The sequence below is a fragment of the Rhodococcus sp. ACPA1 genome (assembly GCF_002300195.1).
Classification (GTDB): domain Bacteria; phylum Actinomycetota; class Actinomycetes; order Mycobacteriales; family Mycobacteriaceae; genus Rhodococcus_F; species Rhodococcus_F opacus.
In genome coordinates, this window is sequence record NZ_NSDX01000012.1 from 393,129 (window position 1) to 416,851 (window position 23,723).

Below are 23,723 nucleotides of genomic sequence, written 5' to 3' on the forward strand. Positions count from 1 at the left end.
TCAATTGGTCCGGCATCGAGGAGACCCACATGACCCAGACCTTCACCCTGACGCTCAGCTGCGCTCAGCGTCCCGGGATCGTTCACGCAGTCAGCTCCTTTCTCTTCGAGCAGAACTGCGATATCGCCGAGCATCAGCAGTTCGACGACACCCGGAGCGACGCGTTCTTCCTCCGCACGTCGTTCGTGTCGGCAGAAGATGTCGACATCGAACGCCTCACGGCGGAATTCGGGAGCGTCGCCGCGAAATTCGGCATGACCTTCAACTTCAACGGCAGCGACCTGCCCCGCGTGATCGTGATGGTCTCCAAGATGGGTCACTGCCTCAACGACCTCATCTTCCGCTGGCGAGCAGGCAACCTCGGCGCCGAACTCGTCGCCGTCGTCTCCAATCACGAGGTGCTGCGCCCGATGGCCGAGGCCGCCGGGCTGCCGTTCGTCCACGTCCCGGTCACACCGGCCACCAAGCCGGAGGCCGAGGCCCGGCTACTCGAACTCGTCGAGGAGTTCGACGCGGATCTCGTGGTCCTCGCCCGGTACATGCAGGTGCTGTCGGACGACGCGTGCCGCGCGCTACGCGGACGGGCCATCAACATCCACCACTCGTTCCTGCCCGGTTTCAAGGGCGCCAAGCCCTACCACCAGGCGTTCGATCGCGGCGTCAAGCAGGTCGGGGCCACCGCCCACTACGTGACACCCGATCTGGACGAGGGTCCCATCATCGAGCAAGAGGTCATTCGCATCGACCACTCCTTCGACCCTGCGCGACTCGCCACGGTCGGGCAGGACGCCGAGGCCCTCGCGCTGTCGCGGGCCGTGCGCTGGCACTGCGAGAACCGCGTCCTGCTGCACGGTCATCGGACGGTTGTCTTCAGCTGAGGCGGCTCCGCCGCCCGTGAGTGGTTAACGAGTCCAGGGACTCGTTAACCACTCACGGGCCGGAGGCCTACAGCAGGTCGCGGATGGCCTTCTCGAAACCGGCGACGTGGGCGAGGGTGAGGGACGAGGCGGTGCTCTCGTCGCCGTCGACGATGGCCCGGAGCAGGGACACGTGCTCGCGGACGTGGCTCGCGACGTCGGGCAGCCGGTCGAGGAAGAGGCACCAGATGCGGGTGGCATGCGCGTCCAAGCTGACGAGGATGTCCTCGAGGTGAGGGTTCCCGGACGCCCGGTAGATCTCGCGGTGCACACGCACGTCCTTGCGCAGGACTTCGCGTGGGTCTTCGCTGTCGTCTATCTCCGCGATCTCGTCGGCGAGCGCGGTCAGCCGGGCTCGGGCGTCCGGGGACGCCGTCCGGGCCGCCCGGGCCGCCGCGGTCGGTTCGAGTTGCTTGCGGATCTCGGAGATATCGGCAAGGTCGGTCATGTCGACGGCGGTGGCAAACGTGCCGCGACGCGGGTAAGCGACGACGAGACGTTCCCGCTCGAGGCGCTTGAGCGCTTCCCGCACCGGTGTCCGGCCGAATCCGAGTTCCTCGGCGAGACGGTCGTCGTTGATCGGTTCACCGGGCCGGATGTCCAGCATGACCAGGCGTTCGCGCACGATCTCGTACGCGCGGTCGGCGTTGGTGCCGCCGTTCGATGCCGTGTCCGCGACCGATGAATGCGCCAGGCTCATGTTCCGTCTCCCTGATTTTCCGGAGCTATTGACCTTTGTCCGGTGCTGACCTTACTCTACTTTCCAGTTGATATATCAGTTCGAAGTCAACTGACCTTCCAGAAAGGCGAACCATGACCGTGGACACCGCACACCTCACCGAGGTGGCAGCAGCGAACCCGACGCTGACTCATTCGCTCGCCGATCTCGACCCCGCCGTGCACCAGGCGATCGCGGCCGAGCTCGAGCGACAGCAGGGCACCCTGGAAATGATTGCCAGCGAGAACTTCGCCCCGCTCGCGGTGATGCAGGCGCAGGGGTCGGTGCTGACGAACAAGTACGCCGAGGGCTACCCCGGACGCCGCTACTACGGCGGTTGCGAGCACGTCGACGTCATCGAGCAGCTCGCTATCGACCGCCTCACCGCGCTCTTCGGTGCGACATTCGCCAACGTGCAACCGCACTCCGGAGCGCAGGCCAACGCCGCCGCGATGTCGGCACTGCTGAAGCCCGGCGACGGCATCCTCGGTCTGGACCTCGCGCACGGCGGTCACCTCACGCACGGGATGAAGCTGAACTTCTCCGGCAAGCTCTACGACGTCGCCGCGTACCACGTCCGCGAGGACGATCATCTCGTCGACATGGACGAGGTGGAGCGTCTGGCCCGTGAGCACCGCCCGAAGCTGATCCTCGCCGGCTGGTCCGCCTACACACGCCAGCTCGACTTCGCCGCGTTCCGTCGCATCGCCGACGAGGTCGGCGCGTACCTCATGGTCGACATGGCGCACTTCGCCGGACTCGTCGCCGCCGGACTGCATCCCTCCCCCGTCCCGCACGCCCACGTGGTCACGTCGACGACGCACAAGACCCTCGGCGGTCCCCGCGGCGGCGTCATCCTCACCAACGACGAGGCACTGGCGAAGAAGTTCAACTCCTCGGTGTTCCCCGGACAACAGGGCGGCCCGCTCGAGCACGTGATCGCCGGCAAGGCCGTCTCGTTCAAGCTCGCCGCCGAGCCCGAATTCCGGGAGCGCCAGGAACGCACGCTCGCCGGCGCGAAGATCCTCGCCGACCGCCTCCTCGAGGACGACTCCCGGCAAGCCGGCATCAACGTCGTCAGCGGCGGCACCGACGTGCATCTGGTGCTGGTGGATCTGCGCGAGTCCGAACTCGACGGCAAGCAGGCCGAGGACCGGTTGCACCGGGTGGGAATCACGGTGAACCGCAACGCGGTCCCGTTCGACCCACGTCCGCCGATGGTCAGCTCCGGGGTGCGGATCGGCACCCCCGCGCTCGCCACCCGCGGTTTCGACCTGGACGCGTTCACCGAGGTCGCCGACATCATCAGCTACGCGCTGCGACCGGCCACCGACGAGGCCGGACTCGACGAACTCCGCGCCCGCGTCGATGCCCTCGCGCTGCGCTTCCCGCTCTACCCCGACCTCACGGAGGCGAACTGATGAGTGCCACCCAGCCGCCCGGCGCCCACCTGCCCGACCACCCCGACTTCCTGTGGCGTAACCCGGAACCGAAGAAGTCGTACGACGTCGTCATCGTCGGCGGCGGCGGACACGGCCTCGCCACCGCGCACTACCTCGCCAAGAATCACGGCATCACCAACGTCGCGGTCCTGGAGAAGGGCTGGCTCGCGGGCGGCAACATGGCCCGCAACACCACGCTGATCCGGTCGAACTACCTGTGGGACGAGAGCGCCAAGATCTACGAGCACGCCCTCGAGCTGTGGGAGGGCCTCGAGGACGACCTCGACTACCCGATCCTGTTCAGCCAGCGCGGCGTCCTCAATCTCGCGCACAGCCTGCAGGACGTCCGCGACAGCGTCCGCCGGGTGGAGGCGAACAAGCTCAACGGAATCGACGCCGAGTGGGTCGGACCCGACGAGGTCAAGAAGCTGTGCCCGCTGGTGAACATCTCGAGCGACATCCGCTACCCCGTCCTCGGCGCGACCTATCAGCCGCGCGCCGGCATCGCCAAGCACGACTACGTGGCGTGGGGATTCGCGCGCCGCGCCGACGAGGCGGGCATCGACATCATCCAGAACTGTGAGGTCACCGGTTTCGTCACGGACGGCAACAAGGTGACCGGGGTGCGCACCACCCGCGGTGACATCGCGACCGGTCAGGTCGCGCTGTGCGCTGCCGGGCACACCTCGACGCTCACCGACATGCTCGGCATCCGCACCCCCGTGCAGTCCCACCCGCTGCAGGCGCTGGTCTCCGAACTGCTCGAGCCGGTGCACCCGACCATCGTGATGTCCAACGCCATCCACGTGTACGTCTCGCAGGCGCACAAGGGTGAATTGGTGATGGGCGCCGGTGTCGACTCCTACAACGGGTACGGCCAGCGCGGCGCGTTCCACATCATCGAGCGTCAGATGGCGGCCGCGGTGGAGTTGTTCCCGGTGTTCGCCCGCGCGCATCTGCTGCGCACCTGGGGCGGCATCGTCGACGTGTGCCCCGACGCCTCCCCGATCGTCGGACGCACCCCGTACGACAACGTGTATCTCAACTGCGGTTGGGGCACCGGCGGATTCAAGGCCACCCCGGGGTTGGGCTGGTGTCTGGCGGACACCATCGCGAACGACGAACCGCACGAGTTCATCGCGCCGTTCAGCCTCGACCGGTTCGTCACCGGCGCCCTCGTCGACGAGCACGGCGCCGCGGCCGTCGCGCACTGATCCCCCGTCGCGTACTGAAATTCAGGAGCCACAATGCAACTCATCGAATGCCCGTGGTGCGGGTCCCGTGAGGAAACCGAGTTCCACTACGGCGGCGAAGCCCACGTCGTCTATCCGGAAGACCCCGAATCGCTGACCGACGAACAATGGGCACACTTCGTGTTCTTCCGCGCGAACCCGAAAGGTCTTTTCGCGGAACGGTGGAACCACAGCGCCGGCTGCCGGCGCTGGTTCAACGCCGTACGCGACACCGCCACCTACCGATTCCACAGCGTCTACCGCTTGGACGAGCAGAAGCCGACGATATCGTGAACGCACCCTTCCGCACCCGCCAGGGCGGTCGCCTCGACCGCGACACCTCCTACACCTTCACGTTCGACGGCCGGGAACTGACCGGTCACCCCGGTGACACGCTCGGTTCGGCCCTGCTCGCGAACGGCGTCCACCAGATCACCACCAGTATCAAGCTCGGCCGGGCCCGCGGCATCACCGCGGCGTGGGCGGAGGACACCGGCGGCCTCGTGCAGATCGAGGAGCCGTTCCCCGAGCCGATGCTGCTCGCCACCACCGTCGAGTTGTTCGACGGACTCGTCGCCCGCGGCATCCCCGGTCAGGGACGGCTCGCGGAGATCCCCGATTCGGCGAAGTACGACGCCAAGCACGTCCACACCGACCTCCTCGTCGCCGGCGCCGGACCGGCCGGTCTCGCCGCCGCGCTCACCGCGGCCCGGGCCGGTGCGCGGGTGGTGCTCGTCGACGAGCAGAGCGAAGCCGGCGGAGACCTCCTCGGCAGCACGGACCTCATCGACGGCGCACCTGCCCTCGACTGGGTCGCGGCCGCGGTCGCCGAACTCGCGACCTACCCGGATGTGCTGCACCTGCAGCGCACCACCGCGTTCGGCAACTACGACGACGGCTTCGTCCTCGCGCTGCAGCGTCGCACCGATCACCTCGGTGTCGAGGCCCCCGCCGCGCTGAGCCGCCAACGGGTCTGGCGTATCCGCGCCCGGCACATCCTCGTCGCCGCCGGAGCGCACGAGCGTCCCGTCGTCTTCACCGACAACGACCGCCCGGGCATCATGCTCGCGCACGGCGCCCGCACGTTCCTGCACCGCTACGGTGTCAAGGTGGGCGAGCAGGCCGTCGTGTTCACCACCAACGACAGCGCGTACGAAGCCGCGATCGACCTGCACGATGCGGGTGTCCGCATCAACTCGATCGTCGAGGCCCGCGACGAGGCACCCGCCCGCTGGCAGCGTGAGTGCGACGCGCGCGGCATCACCATCCGTACGGCGTCGGTGGTGTCCGGCACCCGCGGCAACGGCCGGATCAGCCACGCCGTCGTGTCGCACCGCACGGACACCGATCACCGGTTCCGCGTCCCCCTCGCCTGCGACGTCCTGCTGGTCAGCGGCGGCTGGAACCCGGCCGTGCACCTGTTCTCCCAGGCCCGCGGCAAGCTCCGCTACGACGAGAACCTCGGTGCCTTCGTGCCCGGCGAGGACCTCGATGGAATCTCCGTCGCCGGGTCCGCGAACGGTGTGTTCGACCTGGACGGGTGCCTGCGCGACGGGCAGACCGCCGGCCAGTCGATCATGCGCGACCTCGGGTACACCGTTCCCGATCGCACGATCGACCCGGAACCTGCACCCACGATCGAACAATCCACTCCGCTGGTTCTCTGGCGGGTGCGGGACGTCGCCGGTGAGGACACCCAGTTCGTCGACGTGCAGCGCGACGCGACGGTCGCCGACCTCGCCCGCGCGGTCGGTGCGGGGATGACGTCGATGGAGCACATCAAGCGCTACACGACCATCGGCACCGCGCACGATCAGGGCAAGACGTCCGGTGTGATCTCCTCCGGCATCACGGCCGAACTGCTGGGCAGGCCGATCGAGACACTGGGCACCACCACGTTCCGGCCGCCCTACACCCCGGTCGCGTTCGCCGCCCTCGCCGGCCGCAGCCGCGGCGCCCTCTTCGACCCCGAACGGGTGACGGCGCTGCACGATTGGCACGTCGGCCGCGGCGCGGTGTTCGAGGACGTCGGGCAGTGGAAGCGTCCCCGCTTCTACCCCCTCCCCGGGGAGGACATGGACGCCGCCGTGCTGCGCGAATGCGCCGCCGTGCGCCGCAGCATCGGCATCCTCGACGGCTCCACCCTCGGCAAGATCGACGTCCAGGGTCCGGACGCCGGGGTGCTGCTCGACATGGTCTACACGAACATGATGAGCACCCTGAAGGTCGGCATGGTCCGCTACGGCGTCATGTGCGGCGTCGACGGCATGGTCATCGACGACGGCACCGTGATGCGCCTGGCCGACGACCGGTTCCAGGTCTTCACGACCACCGGCGGCGCCGCGAAGATCCTCGACTGGATGGAGGAATGGCTGCAGACGGAGTGGCCGCACCTGTTGGTGCGGCTCACCTCGGTCACCGAACAGTGGGCCACGTTCCCCGTCGTGGGGCCGCGCTCGCGCGACGTGATCGGTGAGGTCTTCCCCGACCTCGACGTCACCAACGACGCGTTCCCGTTCATGGCGTGGCGCGACACCTCCCTCGGCGGCGTCCACGTACGGGTCGCGCGGATCAGCTTCTCCGGCGAACTCGCGTTCGAGGTCAACGTCGACGGCTGGCACGCACCCGCGGTGTGGGCGCGCCTGATCGCCGCGGGTGAGAAGTTCGACATCACCCCGTACGGCACCGAGACCATGCACGTCCTCCGCGCCGAAAAGGGTTACCCGATCATCGGTCAGGACACCGACGGCACGGTCACCCCGCAGGACCTCGGGATGAGCTGGGCCGTGTCGAAGAAGAAGCGCGACTTCATCGGAAAGCGCTCCTTCACCCGAGCGGAGAACCAGAACCCGCTGCGCAAGCAGTTCGTCGGACTGCTGCCCCTCGACAAGCAGACCGTGCTGCCCGAGGGCGCACAGATCATCGAAGAGGCGTTGGACGGCATCCTGCCCCCCGCACCGGTGCCGATGCTCGGGCACGTCACGTCGAGCTACCTCAGCGCCGAACTCGGCCGCCCGTTCGGGCTCGCCCTCGTCAAGGCCGGCCGGGCCCGGCTCGGCGACACCCTGCACGTCCCGGTGGACGGAAACCTGGTCGCCGTCGAGGTCACCAGTTCCGTCCTCGTCGATCCCGAAGGAGCACGTCGCGATGGCTGACACCCTCGTCCCCCTCAGCCCCCTGCACGGCTGGGACCAGAAATTCTCCGAACTCCCCGAGTCGGTGACCATCACCGAGGAGCCGTTCGTCGCGATGGTCGACCTGTGGGTCGACCCGGCGGGACCGGGAGCCGCGGCCGCCGCGGCGGTCCTCGGGTTCGACCTCCCCACCGCGGCGTCGACATCCGCCGGCACCGACGCGACGACCGCGGTCTGGCTCGGTCCCGAGGAGTGGCTGATCACCACGCGGTCACAGCCGGCGCCCGCGCTCGAGTCGGACCTGCGGGCGGCGGTGACACCCCACGGCGGTGCCGCGATCGACGTCTCCGGACAGCGAACCACCCTGCGGCTGCGCGGCGCTCACGCCCGCGACGTCCTCGAGAAGGGGTGCTCACTGGATCTGCATCCCACGGTGTTCGTCCGCGGCACCGCGGCGCAGACCATGCTCGGCCTGGCGGGCGTGATCCTGATCGCGCTCGACGACCGGGGAACCGACTACCGGATCCTCGTGCGGTCGTCGTTCGCCCGGTATCTCGCGGAGTGGCTGATCGACGCCGCCGAGGAGTTCGGCGTCGACCCCGTGTAAGCGACAGCGTCGGTTCGGTGGACGGCGCGGCGTCGTCCACCGGACCGATTCCCCATTCTGGAAGGAGGTGCGCCCGAATGGTTCCGTTGCCGACGCTCACCGCCACCGGCCCCGGCCGACTGCTCGAGGCTCTCGCACGCGATGTTCCCCTGGTCTGCGGGATCGTCAACGTGACCCCGGATTCGTTCTCCGACGGTGGCCGGTACCTCGACACCACTGCGGCGGTCGAGCACGCCCTGTCTCAGGTCGCGGAAGGCGCCGACCTCCTCGACGTCGGGGGCGAGTCGACCCGCCCCGGGTCCCGCCCGCCGTCCGTCGCGGAGGAGATCGCGCGCGTGGTGCCGGTAGTCGCGGCCCTCGCGATGTCGACGTCGGTCCCGATCTCGGTCGACACCTCGAGACCGGACGTGATGCGGGAGGCGGTTGCGGCAGGCGCGTCGATGATCAACGACGTTCGTGCCCTGCGACTTCCCGGTGCGCTGCGCGCTGCCGCCGATCTGGACGTGCCCGTGTGCCTGATGCACATGCGCGGCGAGCCCGAAACGATGCAGACGTCGCCGGAGTACGGCGACGTCGTGTCCGAGGTGCGCCGGTTCCTCGTCGACCGTGTCGGCGCCTGCCGGGGCGCGGGAATCCCCCTCGAGCACCTCATTGTCGACCCGGGTTTCGGCTTCGGCAAGACCCTCGCCCACAACCTTGCACTGTTGTCCGAGCTTGGGCAGATCACGGATCTCGGTGTTCCCGTGATGGCCGGACTGTCCCGGAAGGGCATGCTGGGCACGATCACCGGTCGCAGCGTCGACCACCGTCAGGCCGCCTCGGTGGCCGCTGCGCTGATCGCCGCACAGAACGGGGCAGCTGTACTCCGGGTGCACGACGTGGCCGCCACCGTGGACGCGGTGTCCGTGCTCCGCGCGCTCGTATATCCTGGTCGCGCCAACTCCAGTCACGCGTCGAATCGAGCCTCCGCACTGTGAACACCTCCGTGTCCGCCGCCGGTCTCGCGACCATCGGAATTGCCGAGGCACAGCTGATCGGTGCCGGTGCACAGCTGATGGAGACGATGTATCACGATCCGCGGACCGGCCTGCGGCACGCGGAGCGTCACCTGCGGCGTCTGGCCCGTTCCGCGGCCGTGCTCGGGTACGAGTTCCGGGAACGAGACGTCCGGCGCCGGCTCACCCAGCGGCTGTCCGGCCTCGGCGCGGCTCGGGTCCGCGTGCGCCTGCACCGCGACGGCGGTGTGGACGTCGACGTCTTCGGGCCGCCGGTCGCACCCGCGTCGGTGTCTCTCGTGCTCGACGACGAGCCCGTCGACTCCCGGGACGTCCTCCTCGGACACAAGACGACGTTGCGCGAGCGATACGACCGCAGACGGCACCGCCATCCCGGGGCCGGCGACGTCGTGCTGGTCAACGAACTCGGACATGTCACCGAGACCACGATCGCCAATCTCGCCGCCCGCATCGACGGCGTCTGGTGGACACCACCATTGGCGTCGGGGTGCCTGCCGGGTGTCGAGCGGTCCTGGCAGCTCGACCGCGGGCTGATGCGCGAACGCGTTCTCACGCCGGGCGATCTCCTGACCGCCGAGGCGCTGGCCGTGACGAGCTCACTCAAAGGCATGCTGCCCGCGACCCTGCAGCCGTAGCCGCTTCGTTTCCGGACGTTTTCCAGACCACCTCTTGACCCGCCTCCGCGGCTGACCTACTGTTATCGCACACACTGATATATCAATATCAGACCTATTGGATCACACGCGCGACTCCGCGACCACAACGCCCGACTGTCAAAGGAAAAGGCATGAGAGCTGGAAAGATTCCCTCGGATCGACGGTTCACGGCAACGCACAGCTGGTTGGCCCTCGCACCGGGACAGAGCTTCTCCGACTACCCGCTCCGGGCCGGGGTCACGGACACGGCACTCGACGAGATCGAGGTGGTCGGGCTTGAACTTCCGGCAGTGCGCAGCACGATCGAGGCGGGCGCACCCTGCGCGCTCGTCTGGACGTCCGCGCGGACCGTCGTCACGGTGTTTGCGCCGATCAGCGGACTCGTCACGATGACGAACACCGACGCCCTCGCAAACCCGCAACTCGTCGCCGACGATCCGTTCCACCGCGGCTGGCTGTTCGCCGTCCTCCCCTCGCCGACGTCGTCCGCCTACGGACTTCTCACCCCAGCGCAATACGCGAACGAACTCAGTGAGGCGGTGTAATCCCATGACTATCAGCGTGTTCGACCTGTTCTCCGTCGGCATCGGCCCCTCGAGTTCGCACACCGTCGGACCGATGCGGGCCGCCGCACGGTTCGTCTCCGACGTCCGCGCCCTCGACGCTCTGCCCGCAGTCGCGGACATCCGCGTCGACCTGTACGGGTCGCTCGCAGCCACGGGAGCGGGCCACGGAACGATGTCCGCGGTGCTGCTCGGACTCGAGGGGTACTTTCCCGAGAAGATCGAGACCGAGGAGATGGAACGACGTCTCGAGGAGATGCGCAGCACCCGGCACATCAGGGTCGGCGGATCCCACGAGGTCGCGCTCGCCGAGGACGAGATCGTTCTCCATCCGCTGACCATCCTGCCGCTGCACCCGAACGGGATGAGAATCACCGCGTCCACCGCCACCGGCGTCGAGATCCACAGCGAAACCTATTTCTCCATCGGCGGCGGCTTCGTCGTGACCGAAGCGGAGAGCGCGGAGCCACCGGCCACCGCCACCGGCGGACTGTCGTTCGGGTCCGCCAAGGAACTCCTCGACGTCGCGGCCCGCCACGGCTACGCCATCAGTGACGTGATGCTCCAGTTCGAACGCGAAACGCGGTCGACCGTGGAGATCTACGAACGGCTCCTCCATATCCGCGACGTCATGGTGGAATGCGAGAAGCGCGGGATCGCGCGCGACGGGATCCTTCCCGGCGCTCTGCGCGTGCGCCGGCGTGCACGGGACTGGTACCTCCGCCTGAATCAGGAAGATCCGCACCGTGATCCCGCCTTCGCCGAGGACTGGGTCAACCTCGTCGCACTGGCCGTCAACGAGGAGAACGCATCCGGCGGCCGGATCGTCACCGCGCCGACCAACGGGGCCGCGGGCATCATCCCCGCGGTGCTGCACTACGCGGTTCACTACACCCCGGCCGGGAAGTCGGATCCCGACGACACCGCGATCCGCTTCCTCCTCGCCGCCGGCGCCGTCGGATCGCTGTACAAGGAACGCGCGTCGATCTCCGGAGCCGAGGTCGGCTGCCAGGGCGAGGTGGGTTCCGCGGCGTCCATGGCCGCTGCCGGGCTTGCGGAGATCCTCGGCGGCACAACGGAACAGGTGGAGAATGCCGCGGAGATCGCGATGGAGCACAGCCTCGGACTCACCTGCGATCCCATCGAAGGGCTGGTGCAGATTCCGTGCATCGAACGCAACGCGATCTCGGCGGGCAAGGCCATCAACGCCGCTCGCATGGCCCTGCGCGGCGACGGCACCCACCGGGTCAGCCTCGACCAGGTGATCGAGACGATGCGCTCGACCGGCGCAGACATGCTGTCGAAGTACAAGGAAACGTCGACCGGCGGTCTGGCCGTCAACGTCCCGGTCAACTATGTCGAGTGCTGACGTGATCACCGACGAACTTCGCCTTCTCCCCGCCCGCGCCGCGCAGTTCATCCGGCGGCACCCGGTTCCGAAGCGCGGCGACTACACGCCCGAGACCCGGCTGTCGGTGCTCGACGTCCTCGTGCACTGTGCACCGGTCCGCGGCGACGCGTTCGTGGCCTTCCAGCTACTGAGCCGGCGCGAGCTGCCCGGCTCGTACCTTCTCCACGTCGACGTCGTGGACGACGCGCTGTCCGCCCTCGACACGTTCGCCGTCACCGAGAACGAATGCGAGCAGAGTTTCGGCCCGAACTGGCAGGACGTCGTGCGACACGCCGTGGAAGCGGCAGCCCTTTTGCACGGGGACTTCGGAGCACTGACGCGGACGACAAGCGTCGTCGACAGCCGCAGGCGGCTCGGCGCGTGGGCCTGCGCACGTGATGCGGCCTGGGAAGCGGGCCGGATCAAATCCTGGTACCGCGCCCAGGACGCCGCGTGGGAACGGCACTTCATGGACGAGGCGACAGTGCGCGAGGACGAGCAACTGTGCGCGGACATCGCGACCGCGGTGCGCGACGCGGCAGCAGCGCACGCCGTGTCGGATCTCGTCGGGCGGCACGATTTCACCAGCGCGCACTTCGACACCCTGCTCGCCCCGTGGCGGACGGCCGCCGCGCACCTGCTGCCGCGAGGCGATTACTGCGCGGCCGCGAGCACGGTGTCGACGAACGTCCGCGGCAGGTCGGGATGACCGTTCTCCCGCAGCGCCGCCAGCGCCGCGAGGACGTTCGGGCCGCCGTCGGGTAGGAACCGGGTAAGCCCGTGCCGGGCGCACTCCGCCGCCGCCGGCAGCAGCATCGCCTGCGCCTCGTCGCGACGTCCGGCCGCCCACAGGCACGACACGAGCAACCGGACCGCCTGCAGCCGGGCCCGGTGCCGCCCGGTCCCGTCGAGTTGCCGAACCCAGTCGTTCGCCCATTCGCACGCGAGATCCGCGTCCGCCGGATCGCCCTGCGCCGCGAGCAACGTGATGGCCGCCTCTTCCTCGAGTTGCGCCGTCGCCAGGTCGAGCCCGTTCGCCGGGGTGCGCCGGGTCTCGCGTGTGACGGGCACGAACCCGGGTGCCGGGGGCAGCCCGATCCGCACCCGCTCGTTGTCGACGGCGGCCCGCAGCCGGGGCAGGGAGAACGTCTCGGCCGTCCGCACCCCCTCGTCGAGTTGTCGTGCCGCGGCGTCGCGATCGCCGCGCACCGCCATGATCCGCGCCCTGAGGCAGTAGTGGCGGATCATGAAATCCGGTGCGCCACCGAGCGCGGCGGCGTCGAACGTCTCGTTGAGCAGCTCGTCCGCTTCGTCGATCCGGCCCTGCTCGTAGTGGACTTCGGCGAGAAGCGTGCGGGTGAGCCGCGCATGCTGCGACTGCGTGTTCTCCGCCTCCCGGACCAGCTGGAACGCCTTGCGGTACAGCTCCATCGCACCGCCGACATCGAGCTGCTCGAACTTCGCGAGTCCGGCGAAACAGTACCCGTACGCAACGGAGTACGGTCCCGTGTTCTGCCGGTGGTACGGGGCCGCCCAGCTCTGCCTGCGGTAGGCGTCCTCGAACCGGAATTCACACGTGTCCACGAACGTCTCGATGAGAGCGGCCATCGACACCACGAAGGGGTGGTACTCCGTGGGATGGGCGAGGCATTCGGTGACGAGCTCCCGCACCCCCTCGATGCGGTCCGCGGTCGCCTCGATGTCGCCCTGCAGGACATCCGCTTCCACCCGGAGCTGGGCGGCGCGACGCTCGGGCATCTCGCCGCCGTCGATCTGCTCTAGCGCGCGGGTTCGGGCGGCTTGCGCGAGTCCGAGTCGCTGGAGTTCGCAGTTCGCCCATCCGATGGTGAGCTGCAGCCGCGGGCTGGCGGCCACCAGGTCGGCGGGCAGTTTCCCGATCAGGCAGAGCAGCGTCGACATCTGTGACCGATCGAGGAGGTACAGGTCGTCTTCCTCGAGCAGTTCCACCGCTCGCTGCGGTTCCCCGGCCGCGAGGATGTGGTCGACGGCCTCGCCCAGCAGGTGCCGCTCCCGGAACCAGTCGTATGCCCGGCGGTGCAGGTCGGTGATGCGCCCGGGGTGGTCCCGTTCGAGGCGCTGATGGAGGATCTGGGCAAACAGGTGGTGATAGCGATACCACTGGCGGTCGTCGCCCGTCCTCCCGAGGAACAGGTCACGGGCGGCGACCTGCTCGAGTCTCGCTTGCCCGTCCTGCACGCCGCCCAGCGCCGACGCCAGGTCGCCGCACACCTTGTCGGGGACGGACGTGGCGAGCATGAAGTCGAGCATGTCGGGTTCGAGGGCGTCGAGCACGTTCTCGGCGAGATACTCACCGATCGCGTCGGTCCCCGTCCGGAGCTGTTCGATCAGGTTCTCCGGAGTTCCGGCTTCGCGCAACGACAACGAGGCCAACTGCAGTGCCGCGATCCAGCCGTCGGTCGATTCCCGGAGTTGTTCGATCTCGGTGTCCTTCAGGGGAACCTGCACCCGGTCCGACAGGAAGTTCTGCGATTCGCCGAAATCGAAACACAGGTCGTCGGACGCTATTTCGTTGAGTTCGTCGAGCACCCGCATCCGGCTCAGCGGCAGCCCCGACCGGCTCCGGCTCGCCACGACGATCTTCAAGTGGTGGCAGCCGTTGTCGAGCAGGAACTTCATCGAGTCGATCGGCCCGGAGTCAGTGATGCGGTGCCAGTCGTCGATCACGACGACGAGGGCCTCCCCACTGTCGTGAAGCCGGTTGATCAGGGACGTGAGGACGAACCGTTCGACCGCGTCCCCGTGCTCCTCCAGCGACTGGCCCAGATCGGTGACGACCTCCGGGCGTACCCGCCTGATCGCCTCGACGAGGTGGGTGAGAAACCACACCACGTTGTTGTCGTCCCGGTCCACGGTCAGCCACGCGACCGCCGTCCCGGCGTCGACCAGGTCGTCGCGCCACTGGGCGACCAGACTGCTCTTGCCGAACCCGGCCGGCGCGTGGACGAGCGTCAGCCTGCGGTCCCGGCCTGCGCGGAGGACGGCGAGGAGCCGCCGGCGCGGCACGAGCTGCCGGGTGGTGGTGGGTGGGCGGAACTTCGTCACCGGCGCGGGCGGGGTCGGCGGCGTCCGCACGTTGTACGGGAGCCCGGGGCCCCGGGACCGGGTGGATTCGGCGGCATGATCGTGCAGCTGCTCGGGTGCCCGCCGAACCGGGATGTACATGTCGTCGACGACGACACCGTTGCGTCGCTCGACCGCCCGGAGCTCGTTGCCGAAGTCGGCGGCGCCGCCCGGCCTGTCCTCGACCGCGCGGGCCATGGCATGTTCGACTGCGCTGCACACGTCGTCGGGGATTCCGGCATCCCGCAGGTCGGGGACCGCCTGCGTGGAGATCCGCAGGAACTGCCCGACGACCTGCTCACCGCTCCGGCGCTCGTACGCCGCATGCCCGGTCAACGCGCAGAACAGGGTGGACCCGAGACTGTAGACGTCCGACTCCACCGTCGGTGGCCGTCCTTCGAGCACCTCCGGCGCCGTGAACGCCGGGGACCCGGTGATCGAGCCTGCCGTCGTCTCGAATCCGCCGGAGACGCGGGCGATGCCGAAGTCGGTCAATTGCGGTTCGTCGTATTCGGTGAGCAGGATGTTCGCGGGTTTGACGTCGCGGTGGAGCATCCCACCGCGATGCGCGGTCTCGAGGGCGCCGGACATCTTGATCCCGAGCCGCAGCACCTCCTGCCACCCGAGGGGACCCGACCGACGGATCTGCGCCTCGAGGGAACCGAACGAGTGGTACGGCATGACGAGGAACGGCCGCCTGCTCCGGGTCACACCGACCTGGTAGACGGCAACGATGTTCGGGTGCCCGGACGTGCGGCCCATCGCCCGTTGCTCGCGGACGAACCTCGTCACGTTGTCGGGGTCGAGGTTCGACGTCAGGACTTTGACGGCCACCGTGCGGTCGAGGTCCTCCTGCAGGCAGCGGTAGACGACCCCGAACCCGCCGCGGCCGATCTCCACGGCATCGTCGAACCCTGCCGCGGCCAGCTCGGTCGTGATCTCCGGCTGGCGCTGGGTTGCCCACGGATCGTCGTTCGTCATCGGCCCTGCACCACCTCTGACACGCTCCACCCAGAATAGTCCGCGGAGTCCATCCGACGAGCGGAGGCGATGCGGTCAGTCGCGGGTCGCGACGGGTGCCCCGAGTCGGGCCGACACCCGCCTGCCGGATTCCGCGACCGCCCGCCCGAGCGACTCGAGCATGGACTCGGGGACCCGGAACCGTGGGGCGGACAACATGACTGCCGCGACCAGTACGCCGCGATGATCGCGGACCGGCGCCGAGATGCCGACCTCCTCGATCGACGTGCGGCCGTCGTTGACGGCGTATCCGCGGTCGCGGGTGTCACTCAGCTCGTCGAAGTACTCGCCGCGTGACTCCTGCTCGTCGGGTCCGACGAGCAGACGCCGGTCGAAGAGCCGCTCGGTCTCCGCCCGCGGCATCTCGGAGAGGAACACCTGGACGGACGAACTCGCATAGGTGTCGTAGCGGGTGCCCACCGCGGCGGTGTGCTTGACCTGTTTGGGACTGGGAATCTGTTCGACGACGACGGATTCGTGCCCGTTCCACACCATGAGCGCGCTGGTCTCGCCGGTGCGGCGGGTGAGTTCCTCCAGTTCCGGCTGCGCCACGCGGCGGACGTCGAGGTTGGCCAGCAGTGGCCCCGCGAGGGCGATGAGACCGAGGCCGAGCCGGTAGCGTCCGGTGCCCTCGTCACGCTCGACGTAGCCGGCTTTCTCGAGGGTGGCGAGCATGCGGGAGACGCTGCTCTTGTGCAGGTCGACCTTGCGCGCGATCTCGGTGACACCGAGCACCGGTTCGGCGATCGAGAAGGATTCGAGCACCCGGAGACCGTTGAGCAGGACGGACGGGGACGGCTTCGCGTCGGCGTCCTGGCCTTCGAGTCGATCGACGTCGTCCACACTCATGATCGTTGCGCTCCTTCAGTTGTGCATACGCCACCGCCGACCCTGCCACACCCGTGGCAGGGTCGGTGTACCGGTCAGACGCCGAGGATGTTGTGCTCGGGTCCGAACGGGAACCGGGTGATGTTCTCCGCATTGTCCTCGCCGACGACCAGGATGTCGTGTTCGCGGTAGCCCCCGGCGCCCGGCATCCCCTCGGGAACCATGATCATCGGCTCCATCGACACCACCATCCCGGGTTCGAGGACCGTGTCGATGTCTTCGCGCAGTTCGAGGCCCGCCTCGCGTCCGTAGTAGTGCGAGAGCACCCCGAAGGAATGCCCGTACCCGAACGTGCGGTTCGGCAGCAGACCCTCGGCCTCGTAGATCTCGTTCAGCTCGGCCGCGATGTCCTTGCAGACGGCGCCCGGCTTGATCAGGTCGAGCCCGCGGCGATGCACCTTGACGTTGATCTCCCACAGCCGCAGGTGCTCCGCCGACGGCTCCCCGTAGAACAGGGTGCGCTCGAGCGCCGTGTAGTAGCCGGCGATCATCGGGAAACAGTTCAGCGACAGAATGTCTCCGCGTTCCACGCGGCGGCTGGTGGCCCAGTTGTGGGCGCCGTCGGTGTTGACGCCCGATTGGAACCAGACCCACGTGTCGCGCAGTTCGGCGTGCGGGAAGGTGGCCGCGATCTCCCGGATCATCGCGTTCGAGCCGGCGATCGCCACCTCGAATTCGGGGACACCCTCGGTGATCGCCGCACGGATCGCGTCGCCGCCGAGGTCACCGATCCGCGCCCCGTGCTTGATCAGTTCGATCTCCTCGGGCGACTTGATCATGCGCTGGCGCATCGTGGCCTTCGCGACGTCGGTGAACGTCATCCCGGGCAGAACCGCCGCGATCCGGGTCCGCACGTCGGGGGTCAGGTGGTCGTCCTCGACACCGAGTGCGCCGCGCGAGATGCCCTGCTTCGCCAAGACCTGCTGCACGGCGTACTCGAAGTTGTCGCGGCGCCAGTCCGTGTAGACGACGTTCTCGCCGAACGACCGCCGCCACGGCATCCCAGCATCGATGTTGGCGGACACGGTGGTCGAGCCGCCCTGGGTGACGACCAGGGCGTACGGACGCCCGAACGCCGTGTAGAGGAAGTCGGAGTAGTAGTTGATGTTGTGGTAGCTGGTGAAGAGCATGGCATCGAACCCGTTGTCCGCCATGTGCTTACGCAGGGCGACCAGCCTGCGGTCCATTTCCACCGGGGAGAACGTGGGAACGACCTTCTCGCCGTTGGGGATGCTCTTGATGCGCTCCAAGTTCATGATGTTCCTTTCGAGTTGCCGGCGGCATCGCGTGATGCCGCACTTCTGTGGGATGTACGGGTGGTCAGGTGTCGGCCAGGGGGCGCCGGGAGGTTTCGCGGGCCATGAGCATCGCCACCATCGCGACGAGGGCCGCGGCGACGAGATACCAGGCGGGCGCGAGTGTGCTGCCGGTGAGTTCGATCAACAACGTGGCGACGAACGGCGCGGTGCCGCCGAACAGTGCATTCGCGGTGTTGAAGCTGAACGCGAAACCGCTGTAGCGGACCTGGGTCGGGAAGATCTCGGCCAGGAAGGTGGGAAGCGTGCCGTCGTTCATGGTGAGGAACGCGCACAGCACGATCTGGATGAGGACGATTCCGACGATTCCGACGGCGCCGAGCGCACTGAACAGCGGGACGGTGAACACCGCGAAGCAGACCGACGCGGCAATGAGAACTCGCTTGCGGCCGAAGCGGTCCGAGAGCGCACCCATCCCGAAGATGAAGACGATGTAGCAGGCGAGAGCGATCGACGCGGCGACGAACGAGGCCGTGTGGCCGACGTTCAAGACCTCCGACAGATACGTCGGCATGTAGCTGAGGATCAGGTAGAAGCCGACCGCATTGAGGCAGGTGACACCGAACGCGATGGCGATCGCGCGCCGATGGTGGGTGAACAGGATCGACAACGGCGCGTTGGACTCCACCTTCTGTTCCATTTCCTGGAACTTCGGGGTGTCCTCGAGCTTCAACCGAATGTAGCGGCCGATCAGGCCCATCGGCGCCGCGAGCAGGAACGGCAGCCGCCAGCCCCAGCCCTCGAGCTGTTCCGTCGACAGCACCGCGGTCAGCAGTGCCGCGATCAACGATCCGAACAGAAGCCCGGCGGCCGTGGACGCGGGCACGACGCTCGTGAACAGCCCGCGCTTGCGGTCCGGGGCGTACTCGGCGAGGAACGCCGAGGCGCCCGCGTACTCGCCGGCGGCGGAGAATCCCTGCACCATGCGGACGAGCAGCAGCAGGACCGGTGCGAGGTAGCCGATCTGATCGAAGCCGGGGATCAGGCCGATGCAGAACGTCGACGCCGACATGATGAGGATCGACAGTGACAACGCCGTGCGTCGTCCGATCTTGTCGCCGAAGTGCCCCCAGACGAGTCCGCCGATCGGGCGGATGACGAACGAGATGGCGAACACGGCGAACGTGGCCAGCAGACCCGTCGTGGGCTCGGCCTCGGGGAAGAAGACCACCGCGATAACCGTTGCGAGATAGCCGTATACGGCGTAGTCGAACCATTCGACGAAGTTGCCGATGAAGCTCGCCGTGATGACCCGCCGGAGAACACGAGGCGAGGGGTTCACCGCGCCGTCCTCGTCCGATTGCGACGGGGCTGAGGGGGAATTGAGGTTTTGGGCCATGCCCACTCCTTCTCGGGGCGTCGGCGCTTGCCGACTGCGACGAATGGCATTTGTTGCTTTCATTGCAACGGCAATTCGTTCACCGACCATATTGTGCCTAGCGTCACATGTCAACGGTGTTTTGCTTCTCATGACCGGACGGTGGTTGCAATGGATGAACCAAGCCGAAACCGCAGCAAACACGGACGGGAGCGGTTGCGCTACCCCGATCCGCGATTCCCGGCGATGTTCACGGGAATGCAACACCGTTGCAACAGCTGAGTCCGGAGGTGGCTTTCCCGGTCACCCGTGAAAGTCAGAGCGCGCTCGCGTCGACCGCACCGCCGAGATAGAGGCGGGTCGCGAGGTGCACGGCAGCGAGACGTGGCGAACCCGTCGGATCCTCGCCGAGTAGCGCGAAGATCTGATCGAGCCGCTGATACAGCGTCTGACGCTGCACGTGCAGCCGGGCCGCCGCCTCGGTCTTGTTGCACCCGCACTGGAGGTAGACGTCCAGCGTGTCGATCAGACGGCGAGCACGTTCGGGACCGACCGCGAGAAGCGGCCCGAGCAATTCCCTGACGAACGACGTCAGCAGGGCCGGATCGCCGATTCGCCGGCCGAGGCGTTCGAGAGCGAGTTCCGCGGCGTCCACGACGGTGTCGGCGATACCCAGATCGGCCGCGAGGTCGAGCGCGAACCGCGCCTCCGCCAGCGTCTCGGGGAGCCCGATCAGACCGGTGACCACCGGACCCACCGCAACCCGCGCCAACTCCGCCTGCGGTGTCGCGCGCAGCGATTCGACCAGCGACGCGCAGGAACCGACTCGGTCGTCGGCCCGGAGCACGACGATCGCGTGCAACTCGTCGCCGGCGATGGACGACACCGTTCCGGCCGCGTACCGGTGCAGTGCCGCATCGACAGCGCCGAGCGATACCGGACCGTCGACCGAACGTCCGACAACCCCGACGTACGACACTCCGTCGGCCATCCCGGCCGCGCGCGCCGCCGCAACGAGACGCTCCGGGGCAGGATTCGGCTGGCAGGCGATCCGCAGCAAGGCCTGCGAGGCGCGGACCGCGGCCGAAGGAGGAAACGATCGCAGGAGGGAGATCGCCAGCGCTGCCGGTGCTCGCTCGACGATCGCCTCTGCGGTGACGCGATCGGCCGGGTGAGCCGGAGAGACCATGAGCGTCGCCACACCGACACCCTGGACGGACACCGGCACGGCGAGCACGCCCGAACCGGTGGCAGGGGCGGCGATCTCGTTCCCGAGGGCCGCGATCACGTCGCCGGTCGCGTCGAGCAGGGTCACGTCACCGGGCAAGAGTCGCGCGAGCACCTCGAGCAACTCGTCGGGTCCGCCACCGCGGGCCAACTCCTCGGACAACGCGTGCGCGACCGCGTCACCACGACGCAGTCGCTGCACCGATTCGTTGACCAGCAGGCCGTTGATCGCCTCGGCTACCTCGACGAACGGAACGACACCACGCAGTTCGACGACCGGCAAACCCGCCTCCGACGCCTCCTCGACCAGCGCAGGCGGGATCTGCGGCAGTTGCGGCCCGGTCTCGATGGCCACTCCGGCGACACGGCGGGCCGACAGTTCACGCACGTACCGCCGCAGTCCGGCCGGGTCGGCAGACGCGAGTGCGAACCCGCCGGTCAGCAGCAACTCGCCGCCGCGAAGGAGGTGCGCGATGTCGATGACTTCACTCGAATGCACCCAGCGCACGGGCTGGGCCAGCAGGTCGGCTCCGGCCCGAACGACCGGGCGTCCGGCAGCGAGGCTCGGGTGTGCGAGGACATCGGCTAACGACAGCGACATGACATTCCGTTCGTTGACGGCCCGAATTTATTGACAAAGTGTAAATGGTGTGATGTGGGTCACGCACCGCATGATGGGAAGCCCCACATGGCCTCACACACCACATGGCCTCACAAAGGAGTCCGATGGTCACCGACACTCCCGCAGACAGTCCCCACCTCCACGACTTCGAAGAAGTACTGCAACCCATCCCCGACGAAGCACGCACGACGCGCGTGTCCGGCCAGTTCTGGATCTGGGCGGGGGCCAATATTGCGCCCATCAACTGGGTTCTCGGTGCCCTCGGCATCGGACTCGGGCTCGGGCTGCGCGACACCCTCATCGTTCTGGTCGCCGGAAACGTCATCGGCATGGCACTTTTCGGCGTCTTCGTTCTCATCGGCCAGCGTACGGGTGTCACCGGTATGGTCTTGTCGCGGGCCGCGTTCGGTCGGCGCGGCGCATACCTGCCGGCCGCGATCCAGGCCTGCCTGGCGGTCGGGTGGTGCGCGGTGAACACCTGGATCGTCCTGGACCTGGTCATGGCACTGCTCGGCAAACTGGACCTCGTCGACCCGCACGAGCGGAACCTGGCAGCGAAGATTCTCGTCGGCGCCGTCATCATGACGATCCAGGTGACCATCGCATGGTTCGGCTACCGGGTCATCGCCGCGTTCGAGCGCTGGACGGTTCCGCCGACGCTGGCGGTACTCGTTCTGATGTCCGTCGTCGCCTGGTTCCACCTCGACATCGACTGGTCCTACGCCGGGCCCACCGGCGAAGTCCTGCACGGCGGCGCCCGGATCGCGGCGATGTCCACGGTGATGACCGTGATCGGAATCGGCTGGGGAATCACATGGTTCACCTACGCCTGCGACTACTCGCGGTTCGTGAGCCGGACGGTGTCCCGTCGCAAGCTGTACCTCGCGAGCACCCTCGGTCAGTTCGTCCCGGTGGTGTGGCTCGGAGTGCTCGGCGCCAGTCTCGCCACGACCAACGGTTCCATCGACCCGGGTGAGCTGATCGTGTCGAACTTCGGCGCGCTGGCGCTGCCGGTGCTGTTCCTCGTGATTCACGGGCCGATCGCCACCAACATCCTCAACATCTATACGTTCTCGGTCGCCGCACAGGCCCTCGACATCAAGGTGCACCGCCGGAAGCTGAACCTGCTGGTCGGCACGTTCGCCCTGGTCGTGGTCATCGTCTTCATCTTCCAATCGAGCCTTGCCACCGTGCTCGAGACCTGGCTGGCGGCAATCGTGGCCTGGATCGCGAGCTGGGCAGGCATCATGCTCGTCCACTACTTCCGCGTCGAGAAACGACAGATCGACGCTCGACGACTGTTCGAGCCGATCGGATCTCGCAGGCTCCCCGACGTCAACTGGACCACGATGGGATGCTTCGTCGCCGGAATCGCCGCAACGTGGCTGTTCATGTACGGCGCCACGAGCCTCACCCAGGGCTTCGCGGCTCGAGCACTCGGCGGGCTCGACCTGTCCTGGCTGGCCGGTGGCGGAGTTGCCGCCGCCCTCTATTCAGTCCTCGGCCCCCGAGCACACCGCCCCTACCGCATCACCGGCCAACCCCCGACACGATCGTCCGCGACCACCGACTCCCCCGACGTCCTCGCCGGCAACTGAACCCTCCCGACACCCAGGAGCACACCGTGAACAACGACTTCACCTGGCCGCAGGGCCACACCGCAGCCGCCGCCTTCACTTTCGACGTCGACGCCGAATCCTGCGTCCTCGCCCACGATCCCACTTCGGCGAACCGTATGTCGCTGATGAGCCACCAGTCGTACGGGCCCCGCGTCGGTGTCCCCCGCATTCTGCGAATACTCGAACGTCAGGACGTTCGCGCAACGTTCTTCGTGCCGGGATTCACCGCCGAGTGCTATCCCGACACGGTCCGCGCCATCATCGACGGCGGTCACGAGGTGGGGCACCACGGGTATTTACACGAACCGATGAAGGGCCTCGACCCTGCGACCGAGGCACGCTACCTCGACCGGGGGCTCGACGCGCTCGAGGAGGTCGCGGGCATCCGCCCCGTCGGATATCGCGCACCCTGGTGGGAAATGAACTGGCACACACCCGAGTTGCTCGCCGATCGCGGGTTTCTGTACGACTCGAGCCTGCTCGACGGCGACAAGCCCTACCTGATGGCGACGAGCCCGGCGTCGGAACGAACACTGATCGAGATCCCCGTCGACTGGGCACTCGACGACTGGGAACAGTATGCGTTCTACCCCGGTGTCACCGGCAGCGGCGTCATCGAAAGCCCCGCCAAGGTCCTGGAGATGTGGACCCTCGAAGCGGAGGCCCACCATGCCGAAGGCGGGTGCTTCGTCCTCACGAACCACCCATTCATCTCCGGAAGACCCTCCAAGGCAGCCGCATTGGAACGACTCATCGAGAACGTCAAGGCAATGGACGGGATGTGGGTGACCACCCTCGGGGACATCGCGGCACACGCCCAGCGTGTCTGCACCGAACCCTTCGTACACACCCGATTCGAAATCCCCACCTTCCCCGACGTCCAGCTCCGGCGGACTTCCCCGGCCCCCGAAACTGTTCGTTCCGAACGGTGAGGGA

Annotated in this window: 19 protein-coding genes; 13 read left to right on the plus strand and 6 right to left on the minus strand. The window is 67.8% G+C overall.

The window, feature by feature from the left end; translation table 11 throughout:
- The first annotated feature begins 29 nt into the window (after positions 1–29).
- Positions 30–878, plus strand: coding sequence for a formyltetrahydrofolate deformylase (gene purU / locus CJ177_RS40880; RefSeq protein ID WP_061044374.1), 849 nt, complete (start codon positions 30–32; stop codon positions 876–878).
- 67 nt (positions 879–945) lie between these two features.
- Here the strand turns inward: purU and CJ177_RS40885 are convergent, their stop codons facing one another.
- A complete protein-coding gene (locus CJ177_RS40885) occupies positions 946–1,617 on the minus strand; it encodes a GntR family transcriptional regulator (protein WP_005253976.1) in 672 nt (223 codons plus the stop codon).
- A gap of 113 nt (positions 1,618–1,730) precedes the next feature.
- On the opposite strand from CJ177_RS40885, the gene glyA reads away from it, so the two are divergent.
- The 10 genes from glyA (at position 1,731) to CJ177_RS40935 (ending at position 12,384) form a co-directional block, all read left to right on the plus strand.
- On the plus strand, positions 1,731–3,056 hold the full coding sequence (glyA, locus tag CJ177_RS40890; RefSeq protein ID WP_061044373.1) for a serine hydroxymethyltransferase: 1,326 nt from the start codon (positions 1,731–1,733) through the stop codon (positions 3,054–3,056).
- On the plus strand, positions 3,056–4,291 hold the full coding sequence (locus CJ177_RS40895) for a sarcosine oxidase subunit beta family protein (protein ID WP_005252387.1): 1,236 nt from the start codon (positions 3,056–3,058) through the stop codon (positions 4,289–4,291). The genes glyA and CJ177_RS40895 overlap by 1 nt, the downstream gene beginning before the upstream one ends.
- 33 nt (positions 4,292–4,324) lie before the next feature.
- Entirely contained in the window at positions 4,325–4,603 is a 279-nt protein-coding gene (locus CJ177_RS40900; protein WP_005252386.1) for a sarcosine oxidase subunit delta, read from the plus strand.
- On the plus strand, positions 4,600–7,464 hold the full coding sequence (locus tag CJ177_RS40905; RefSeq protein ID WP_095870374.1) for a 2Fe-2S iron-sulfur cluster-binding protein: 2,865 nt from the start codon (positions 4,600–4,602) through the stop codon (positions 7,462–7,464). Before CJ177_RS40900 ends, CJ177_RS40905 begins: the two co-directional genes overlap by 4 nt.
- Positions 7,457–8,050 carry a sarcosine oxidase subunit gamma gene (locus CJ177_RS40910; protein ID WP_061044370.1) on the plus strand — a complete coding sequence of 198 codons (594 nt, stop codon included), beginning with the start codon at positions 7,457–7,459 and terminating at the stop codon, positions 8,048–8,050. Before CJ177_RS40905 ends, CJ177_RS40910 begins: the two co-directional genes overlap by 8 nt.
- A gap of 77 nt (positions 8,051–8,127) precedes the next feature.
- Complete coding sequence (gene folP, locus CJ177_RS40915; RefSeq protein WP_061044369.1) at positions 8,128–9,027, plus strand: dihydropteroate synthase; 900 nt, start codon at positions 8,128–8,130, stop codon at positions 9,025–9,027.
- Positions 9,024–9,701: an aminotransferase class IV gene (locus tag CJ177_RS40920; RefSeq protein WP_061044368.1), complete on the plus strand. Its 678-nt coding sequence runs from the start codon at positions 9,024–9,026 to the stop codon at positions 9,699–9,701. Before folP ends, CJ177_RS40920 begins: the two co-directional genes overlap by 4 nt.
- A gap of 152 nt (positions 9,702–9,853) precedes the next feature.
- Complete coding sequence (locus CJ177_RS40925; RefSeq protein ID WP_005252381.1) at positions 9,854–10,267, plus strand: glycine cleavage system protein H; 414 nt, start codon at positions 9,854–9,856, stop codon at positions 10,265–10,267.
- 4 nt (positions 10,268–10,271) lie between these two features.
- A complete protein-coding gene (locus tag CJ177_RS40930; RefSeq protein WP_061044367.1) occupies positions 10,272–11,654 on the plus strand; it encodes an L-serine ammonia-lyase in 1,383 nt (460 codons plus the stop codon).
- 1 nt (position 11,655) lies between these two features.
- Positions 11,656–12,384 carry a hypothetical protein gene (locus CJ177_RS40935; RefSeq protein WP_005252379.1) on the plus strand — a complete coding sequence of 243 codons (729 nt, stop codon included), beginning with the start codon at positions 11,656–11,658 and terminating at the stop codon, positions 12,382–12,384.
- Here the strand turns inward: CJ177_RS40935 and CJ177_RS40940 are convergent.
- From CJ177_RS40940 to CJ177_RS40960, 5 genes are all read right to left on the minus strand, one after another.
- A complete protein-coding gene (locus CJ177_RS40940; protein WP_061044365.1) occupies positions 12,330–15,758 on the minus strand; it encodes a serine/threonine-protein kinase in 3,429 nt (1,142 codons plus the stop codon). The two genes, CJ177_RS40935 and CJ177_RS40940, sit on opposite strands and share 55 nt — an antisense overlap.
- A 75-nt stretch (positions 15,759–15,833) precedes the next feature.
- Positions 15,834–16,646 (minus strand): IclR family transcriptional regulator, encoded by an 813-nt coding sequence (locus tag CJ177_RS40945; protein ID WP_061044364.1) that lies wholly within the window; start codon positions 16,644–16,646, stop codon positions 15,834–15,836.
- A 74-nt stretch (positions 16,647–16,720) separates the two neighbouring features.
- A complete protein-coding gene (locus tag CJ177_RS40950; RefSeq protein ID WP_095870375.1) occupies positions 16,721–17,941 on the minus strand; it encodes a M24 family metallopeptidase in 1,221 nt (406 codons plus the stop codon).
- Positions 17,942–18,005: 64 nt separating this feature from the next.
- Entirely contained in the window at positions 18,006–19,340 is a 1,335-nt protein-coding gene (locus CJ177_RS40955; RefSeq protein ID WP_095870376.1) for an MFS transporter, read from the minus strand.
- Positions 19,341–19,635: 295 nt separating this feature from the next.
- On the minus strand, positions 19,636–21,147 hold the full coding sequence (locus tag CJ177_RS40960) for a PucR family transcriptional regulator (RefSeq protein WP_095870377.1): 1,512 nt from the start codon (positions 21,145–21,147) through the stop codon (positions 19,636–19,638).
- Between the two features lie 104 nt (positions 21,148–21,251).
- Between CJ177_RS40960 and CJ177_RS40965 the strand changes: the two genes are divergently transcribed.
- Together CJ177_RS40965 and CJ177_RS40970 are read left to right on the plus strand one after the other, a co-directional pair.
- A complete protein-coding gene (locus CJ177_RS40965; protein WP_005252373.1) occupies positions 21,252–22,766 on the plus strand; it encodes a cytosine permease in 1,515 nt (504 codons plus the stop codon).
- Between the two features lie 26 nt (positions 22,767–22,792).
- Positions 22,793–23,719, plus strand: a complete 927-nt coding sequence (locus tag CJ177_RS40970; RefSeq protein ID WP_061700552.1) for a polysaccharide deacetylase — start codon at positions 22,793–22,795, stop codon at positions 23,717–23,719.
- Positions 23,720–23,723: the final 4 nt, after the last annotated feature.

What these genes read in the sequence shown, in the direction of transcription:
- CJ177_RS40925 (WP_005252381.1), top strand. Translation starts at nt 9,854, where the DNA reads ATGAGAGCTGGAAAGATTCCCTCGGATCGACGGTTCACGGCAACGCAC.
- CJ177_RS40940 (WP_061044365.1), bottom strand. Translation starts at nt 15,758, where the DNA reads ATGACGAACGACGATCCGTGGGCAACCCAGCGCCAGCCGGAGATCACG.
- CJ177_RS40910 (WP_061044370.1), top strand. Translation starts at nt 7,457, where the DNA reads ATGGCTGACACCCTCGTCCCCCTCAGCCCCCTGCACGGCTGGGACCAG.
- CJ177_RS40960 (WP_095870377.1), bottom strand. Translation starts at nt 21,147, where the DNA reads ATGTCGCTGTCGTTAGCCGATGTCCTCGCACACCCGAGCCTCGCTGCC.
- CJ177_RS40955 (WP_095870376.1), bottom strand. Translation starts at nt 19,340, where the DNA reads ATGGCCCAAAACCTCAATTCCCCCTCAGCCCCGTCGCAATCGGACGAG.
- CJ177_RS40895 (WP_005252387.1), top strand. Translation starts at nt 3,056, where the DNA reads ATGAGTGCCACCCAGCCGCCCGGCGCCCACCTGCCCGACCACCCCGAC.
- glyA (WP_061044373.1), top strand. Translation starts at nt 1,731, where the DNA reads ATGACCGTGGACACCGCACACCTCACCGAGGTGGCAGCAGCGAACCCG.
- folP (WP_061044369.1), top strand. Translation starts at nt 8,128, where the DNA reads ATGGTTCCGTTGCCGACGCTCACCGCCACCGGCCCCGGCCGACTGCTC.
- CJ177_RS40930 (WP_061044367.1), top strand. Translation starts at nt 10,272, where the DNA reads ATGACTATCAGCGTGTTCGACCTGTTCTCCGTCGGCATCGGCCCCTCG.
- CJ177_RS40885 (WP_005253976.1), bottom strand. Translation starts at nt 1,617, where the DNA reads ATGAGCCTGGCGCATTCATCGGTCGCGGACACGGCATCGAACGGCGGC.
- CJ177_RS40900 (WP_005252386.1), top strand. Translation starts at nt 4,325, where the DNA reads ATGCAACTCATCGAATGCCCGTGGTGCGGGTCCCGTGAGGAAACCGAG.
- CJ177_RS40965 (WP_005252373.1), top strand. Translation starts at nt 21,252, where the DNA reads ATGGCCTCACAAAGGAGTCCGATGGTCACCGACACTCCCGCAGACAGT.
- CJ177_RS40945 (WP_061044364.1), bottom strand. Translation starts at nt 16,646, where the DNA reads ATGAGTGTGGACGACGTCGATCGACTCGAAGGCCAGGACGCCGACGCG.
- CJ177_RS40950 (WP_095870375.1), bottom strand. Translation starts at nt 17,941, where the DNA reads ATGAACTTGGAGCGCATCAAGAGCATCCCCAACGGCGAGAAGGTCGTT.
- purU (WP_061044374.1), top strand. Translation starts at nt 30, where the DNA reads ATGACCCAGACCTTCACCCTGACGCTCAGCTGCGCTCAGCGTCCCGGG.